8 protein-coding genes are annotated in these 5,623 nt (G+C 71.3%); 3 read left to right on the top strand and 5 right to left on the bottom strand.

All coding sequences use genetic code 11. The features are described 5' to 3' along the window. From C667_RS26230 to C667_RS26580, 3 genes are all read left to right on the top strand, one after another. Positions 1-193: hypothetical protein (locus C667_RS26230; RefSeq protein ID WP_211207736.1), on the top strand; the 193-nt coding region annotated here is incomplete at its 5' end. A gap of 353 nt (positions 194-546) precedes the next feature. After that, positions 547-687 carry a hypothetical protein gene (locus C667_RS26585; protein ID WP_245538509.1) on the top strand — a complete coding sequence of 47 codons (141 nt, stop codon included), beginning with the start codon at positions 547-549 and terminating at the stop codon, positions 685-687. Next, positions 684-869, top strand: a complete 186-nt coding sequence (locus C667_RS26580; RefSeq protein ID WP_245538508.1) for a PepSY domain-containing protein — start codon at positions 684-686, stop codon at positions 867-869. Before C667_RS26585 ends, C667_RS26580 begins: the two co-directional genes overlap by 4 nt. A 77-nt stretch (positions 870-946) precedes the next feature. Here the strand turns inward: C667_RS26580 and C667_RS19730 are convergent, their stop codons facing one another. From C667_RS19730 to C667_RS19710, 5 genes are all read right to left on the bottom strand, one after another. Next, entirely contained in the window at positions 947-1,519 is a 573-nt protein-coding gene (locus tag C667_RS19730) for a hypothetical protein (RefSeq protein ID WP_245538507.1), read from the bottom strand. Positions 1,520-1,663: 144 nt separating this feature from the next. Further along, on the bottom strand, positions 1,664-2,611 hold the full coding sequence (locus C667_RS19725; RefSeq protein WP_004378292.1) for a radical SAM protein: 948 nt from the start codon (positions 2,609-2,611) through the stop codon (positions 1,664-1,666). Next, complete coding sequence (locus tag C667_RS19720; protein WP_004378289.1) at positions 2,608-3,126, bottom strand: pyridoxamine 5'-phosphate oxidase family protein; 519 nt, start codon at positions 3,124-3,126, stop codon at positions 2,608-2,610. Before C667_RS19720 ends, C667_RS19725 begins: the two co-directional genes overlap by 4 nt. Before the next feature lie 124 nt (positions 3,127-3,250). Then, positions 3,251-4,792: an ATP-binding protein gene (locus C667_RS19715; protein ID WP_004378287.1), complete on the bottom strand. Its 1,542-nt coding sequence runs from the start codon at positions 4,790-4,792 to the stop codon at positions 3,251-3,253. Further along, positions 4,792-5,451 (bottom strand): response regulator, encoded by a 660-nt coding sequence (locus tag C667_RS19710; RefSeq protein ID WP_004378285.1) that lies wholly within the window; start codon positions 5,449-5,451, stop codon positions 4,792-4,794. The genes C667_RS19715 and C667_RS19710 overlap by 1 nt, the downstream gene beginning before the upstream one ends. Between the last annotated feature and the right edge of the window lie 172 nt (positions 5,452-5,623).

The following is a 5,623-nucleotide window of genomic DNA, read 5'->3' as shown; positions in this document are numbered from 1 at the left end:
CGGCAGGCGCGAATGCGGCGTGCGGGATTGGGAAGCACGTCGGTCGCTCGATCGCCGAATTCGCGGCTGCCGCCGCTCCTACAGAGGGCGGCGGTTCGCGTCGGGCGTCGAGGGGCGGGAACGCCAGGGGCGTGTCGGTTCGTGGGCGGCGTCGAAGGGCGCGAACACGCCGGGCGCGCGCTGGTTCATGTAGGAGCGCCCGCAGGCGCGAATGCGGCGTGCGGGATTGCGAAGCACGTCGGTCGCTCGATCGCCGAATTCGCGGCTGCCGCCGCTCCTACAGGGGGCGGCGGTTCGCGTCGGGCGTCGAGGGGCGGGAACGCCAGGGGCGTGTCGGTTCGTGTGCGGCGGCGAAGGGCGCGAACACGCCAGGTGCGCGCTGGTTCATGTAGGAGCGCCGGCAGGCGCGAATGCGGCGATCGAGCCGCGTCACCCACCCGGCGCAGCTGAAAAGTCCCTGCCCCCCTTCAGCGAGGCTTCAACCGCCGACGCGCAGGATGCACCCACGGTCGAAGCGCGACCGCACAAGCCCCAAGGAGAAACATCATGCGCACGAACACCCTCATCGCCACCCTCGCCCTCGGCGCCGGCCTGCTCGGCGGCGGCGCGCTGCTCGTCCCCGCCTTCGCGCAGGACCAGTCCCCCGCGGCGACGCAAACCACGGCTACGGCAGAAGCCGGACCCTGAACCTGCAGCAGGTCCAGGCCCGGCTGGAAGCCGACGGCTATCGCGACTTCGAGAAGATCGAGCGCGAGCGCAATAAGTACGAGGTGAAGGCACTCGACCCGCAGGGCCGCCGCGTCGAGGTCAAGGTCGACGCGCACAGCGGCGAGATCCTGGGGGTCGAGGTCAAACGCGACAAGAAGTGATCACACGAGCGCCGGAGGCGCCGCGGCACCCCCCGGAAGCTTTCCGCCACCGTTACGACACGGGTCCGCAGCGCGACTCAACGCCCTCCGCCGGGACCGGTACCTCCACGCGGCCCTTCACCGGTCTGCGGGCCCATGCCTCCGCCTGGACCCATGCCTCCGCCCGGCCCCATGCCTCCGCCCGGCCCCATGCCTCCGCCCGGGCCCATGCCTCCGCCCGGCCCCATGCCCGAGCCCGGCCCCATGCCCGAGCCCGGACCCGCGCCGCTCCCCATTCCGGCTCCCGGTCCGCGGCCTGCGCCCGGCCCCATGCCGGCGCCGAGACCCTTTCCTGCCCCCAGCCCCATGCCGCCGCGCATCGGCGGCTCCTCGGGCAGGGTCACGCCGCGCTCGCGGGCGCGCTCGACCATCTGCTTGTGATGCTCCAGGCGGACCTGCTCGCGCTCCTCGGGCGTGCCCGCCGCACGCATGCGCTCGCGGTGCTCGGCGCGCTCCTGCTCGGTCATGATCTGGGCGCCGAAGACGGGCGCATCCTCCCCCGGCGCCGCGGCCGGTTGCTGGGCGAAGGTCAGCCCTGCGAACAGGACACCTATTGCCGTTGCCATCAGCGTACGCGTCATCATGGTCTTCTCCTTGTCGACATTGGTCATCGTTCGGCCACCCGCTCGCGGCATGGCACATCTCGAACTCATCCGAATTGAATCTAGTCTTCCCGCCGGTGCTCGTGTGTACCGACGTGTATCGTCGGCAAGGCAGTCGACACATCACGGCGACGACACCTCCCCCACGTCCCGTCACCCCTCCCGCAAGCGCGCTCGGGCGAGACCGAGCCCGGCACCCAGCAGCTCCAAGGGGCCATAGCGGTGGCGCATGTTGCAGGCCTCGCACAAGGCCGCGGCGGCCGCCATACCCTCCCGGCGCCGCAGCACCGCGGCCACCGCATCCGCCCCGACATGGCCGACCGGATGACGGTGCGCGACATCGTTGTAGCAGTAAAGATAGTCACCGCTCGCGGCAACGAACAGGTCCACGTTGCGCGGGATGCAGCCGAAGCGATTGCGCTGCCACTGACGGAAGATCTCGGCCGCGCTCGGTACGAAGTCGAGCTCCTGCGAGCACAGCCCGTGCAGGCGGATCATCCGCCGCAACTCCGCGCTCGCCAGGCGATGGTCCTCGAGCTTGCCGCCGCGGTTGTAGAGGGTGGGCGACATGGTCAGCCGCTCGATGCCGTGCGCGCGCAACCACGCGATGGTGTCGCCGAGCGCGGGCAGGCACTCGGGCATCGGCGTGAGGCTGATCGCGAGCCGGGTCCGGCGCAGGGTTCGGCTCGCCGCCTGCAGGTTCTCCATCACGCGGCGCTGGTCTAGATTCACGTGAACGCGGGCATAGACGTCCGGGTCGATGCTGGAGAACGAGACCATCAGCAGGTCGATCGCCCCGTCGAGATGGCGCAGGCGCTCGAGGTCGAGCAGGTGGCCGTTGCTGACCATGTCGAAGCGCACCGGATGCGGGCGCAGCTCGTCGATGAACTCGAAGAAGCGGGGGTGCGTGGTCGGCTCGCCGTACCCGGCCAGCACGACCCGGAAAATCTCGTCCGGAGCCAGGCGGGCGAGCACCTGGCGCCAGGTCGCCAAGCTCATCGATTGCGGCCGTTCGATGGCATCGCGCGGACACATCGCGCACGCGGCGTTGCACTTGCTGGTCCACTCGACGTTGGCGGCGATGCGGTAGGGAATGTTCATGCAGCACCCCACGACTCGGCCGCGGCAGGGCGCAGCGCGGGGATGTGGCGGGCGCAGTTGGGCACGACCAGCTCCACATCCACCACCACGGCACGGTCTTGCCCGGGGAAAAGCCGGTCCGCCGCCTCGCCCTCGAGCAGCGTCGCCCGGCCATTGACGCGCAGCCGCGCGCCGTCGCCGAAGTCGATGAACAGACAACCGACCTGCGGGTTCTGCTGCAGGTTGCCCAGGCTCATGAACGCGCCGTTGCCGTCGAAATCCGGAAAGGTGAAGCGGCGCGCGTCGAGGATGCGCACCAGACCGGGGCCACCGCCCTTGAAGGAACAATCGCAACGCCCCGTCGCATCGCTGGTGGCGAGAAAGAAGAACGGTGCCGCCGCGATCCGCGGCTGCACCCAGTCCGGGAGGTGATCCCACAGCAACCGCTCCCGGCGCGCCGCATCCCAAAGCGTCGAGGTGCCCCAGCGCCGCTGCAGGGCGCGCTCCCCGGCATGGAAATCGTCGTTCGATGGCATCTTCCCGTCCCCGCTCCCAGGTTCGCGCCGGACGATCGGTGACGGCCGGAGGGCCGCTCCGCACCCGGCGCACGCTCCGACCCGGAGCGCATGTTCACGGTAAGGGAGCTGTCTTAAGCGAGGCTTAAGGGCGGGCCGCTCCGCCGGACATGGTGCGCGACACAGCCTCTCCATCGCCCTGCCCCCGGCGCGGCGCGGTGGCGTTCCGCGGCAGCACTACCCGCACCTCCAGGCCGCCGAGCGCACCGTCGTCGAGCGAGATCGTCCCGCCATGCAACTCGACGATGCGCGCGACGATCGCCAGGCCGAGGCCCGCGCCCTCCCCGCCACTGGCGCGGAAGAAGCGCTCGAACACCTTCTCGCGCAGCGCCGGCGGCACGCCGTGGCCGCTGTCCTGCACGCGCAGCACGATGGCCGCAGGCGAGGCCTCCAGCAGCACGCGGATGCAGCCGTCGGGCGGCGTGTGCTGCACCGCGTTGCCCACCAGGTTCTGCATCAGGATGGCCAGGCTGCCGGCGTCGCCCTCGAGATGGAAGTCGGCCCCCTCGTCCGCCTCGAGGGCGAGGTCCTGACCATGTTCGTCGGCGAGCGGGGTGAGCTCGGCGAGTTGCTCGCGGACAAGCGCGAGCAGGTCGATCACCAGCCTCTTCGGCCGGCTCGCGTCGGGTTCGAGGCGGGCCAGTGTCAGCAACTGCGCCACCACCCGGGTGGCCCGCTCGATGCCCGTGCCCATCAGTCGAAGCGCCTCGTCGCGATCCGCCGGATCGGGCGCCTGCAGCGCGTTCTGCGCATGAATGCGCAGCACGGCCAGCGGGGTGCGCAGCTCGTGCGCGGCGTAGGCGAGGAAGCGGCGCTCGCGTTCGAGCAGCGCGTTGACCTGCTGCAGCAGGCGGTCGAGCGAGGCCACCACCGGATCGAGCTCCTGTGGCACATCCTGCAGCGCGAGCGCCGAGAGGTCGTCCGGGCCGCGCGCCTGCAGCGACTCGGCGATGCGCGCGAGCGGGCGCAGCCCCCAGCCGATCGCCAGCCACACCAGCAGGGCGACCAGCGGCAGCCCCACGAGATCGGGCAGCAGACTGCGCAAGGTGACCTTGCCGACGAGCTCGCCACGCACGTCCTCGCGCTCGCCGACCAGGATCCACTGGCGATCGCGCACATCCCGTAGCAGGAACAGCCGCCAGGCGCCATTGTGCAGACTCACCGTGTGATAGCCCGCAAGCGCCTCTCCCGCCTCGGCGAGACGCCGCGGCGCGGTGCCCCCGGAGCGTGCGGCGAGCAGCATGTCGAGCGCCCCGAGCGGCGCCGCTGCGGACTGCAGCAGGACCCGGCCCTGCTCGTCCACCACCACGAAGCCGAGCTTGCCCTCGTACTCGTGGCCCAGGGCGAGCGCCTCGTCGTCGTCCTCGCGCTCGGCGTCCGTCTCCTTCCCCGCCGCGGCACCGAGGCCCCCTGCATCGAGCGCTTCCTGCAGCGCGTTGCGCGCGTCCGGCGCCATCCCGCCCGGGATCATCCCCGCCAGCAGGCGCGCCTGCTGGGCGAGGCGGGCGTCGAAGAGCTCCTGGATCTCGTGGCGGGCGTCGCGATAGCCGAGGAAGGAGATTCCGCCGAGCGCGATGCCGAGCAGGCCGAGCACGAGCAGCAAGGTGCGGCGACGGATCGAGCCCATCAGACCTTGTCCACCAGATAGCCCACCCCGCGCACGGTGCGGATCAGCTCGGGAAAGAGCTTGCGCCGCAGGTGGTGGATGTGCACCTCGAGCGTATTGCTCTCGGCCTCCTCTCCCCAACCGTACAAGGCCTGCTGCAGGCGGTCGCGGGTCAGCACGCGGCCGGGCTGGGCGAGCAGCTCGTGCAGCAGCAGGAACTCCTTGCGCTGCAGGGCCACAGGCTGGCCACGGTAGCGCACCTGCTGGTTCACCGGGTCGAGGAGCACCTCGCGGTGGTGCAGCACCGGCTGCGCGCGATTGGCGCTGCGGCGCAGCAGCGCGCGGATGCGGGCCTTCAGCTCGTCGACGTCGAAGGGCTTGACCAGGTAGTCGTCCGCGCCCGCATCCAGCCCGGCGATGCGGTCGCTGGTGGCGTCGCGCGCGGTGAGGACCAGCACCGGCACCGCGTTGGCGGCGGCGCGCAGGCGCTGCAGCACCTCGAGCCCGTCCATGCGCGGCAGGCCGAGGTCGAGCACGGCGAGCGCGAAGTCCTCGTGGGTGAGCGCGTGCAGCGCGCCCGCGCCGTCCTGCACCCAGTCGACCGTGTACGCCTCCGGCTTGAGCGCGACGCGGATCCCCTCGCCGAGCGCGGCATCATCCTCGACGAGCAGGATGCGCATCCCTTCCCTCCCTCGTGTTCCCTGCATTCATGGGCGCTGCGTTGATCCGCATATTGGACCCTTACTGCGCGCCTTGCGCCAGCTTCGCGACCACCTGCTCGAGCAGGCGGCGCGCTTCGGCGCGCCGGCCGGCGTCGGCGCTCGCGCGCCCGGGGCGGTCGGGGGCGGCGAG

Origin of the sequence: Thauera phenylacetica B4P (assembly GCF_000310225.1) — a bacterium.
In the GTDB taxonomy this organism is placed as follows: domain Bacteria; phylum Pseudomonadota; class Gammaproteobacteria; order Burkholderiales; family Rhodocyclaceae; genus Thauera; species Thauera phenylacetica.
Note: the sequence above shows the minus strand (reverse complement) of the source record. Positions and strands in the feature narration are given on the sequence as shown.

Coding starts and splice junctions, on each gene's coding strand:
- C667_RS26585 (WP_245538509.1), top strand. CDS start 547: ATGCGCACGAACACCCTCATCGCCACCCTCGCCCTCGGCGCCGGCCTG.
- C667_RS19730 (WP_245538507.1), bottom strand. CDS start 1,519: ATGACCAATGTCGACAAGGAGAAGACCATGATGACGCGTACGCTGATG.
- C667_RS19725 (WP_004378292.1), bottom strand. CDS start 2,611: ATGAACATTCCCTACCGCATCGCCGCCAACGTCGAGTGGACCAGCAAG.
- C667_RS19720 (WP_004378289.1), bottom strand. CDS start 3,126: ATGCCATCGAACGACGATTTCCATGCCGGGGAGCGCGCCCTGCAGCGG.
- C667_RS19715 (WP_004378287.1), bottom strand. CDS start 4,792: ATGGGCTCGATCCGTCGCCGCACCTTGCTGCTCGTGCTCGGCCTGCTC.
- C667_RS19710 (WP_004378285.1), bottom strand. CDS start 5,451: ATGCGCATCCTGCTCGTCGAGGATGATGCCGCGCTCGGCGAGGGGATC.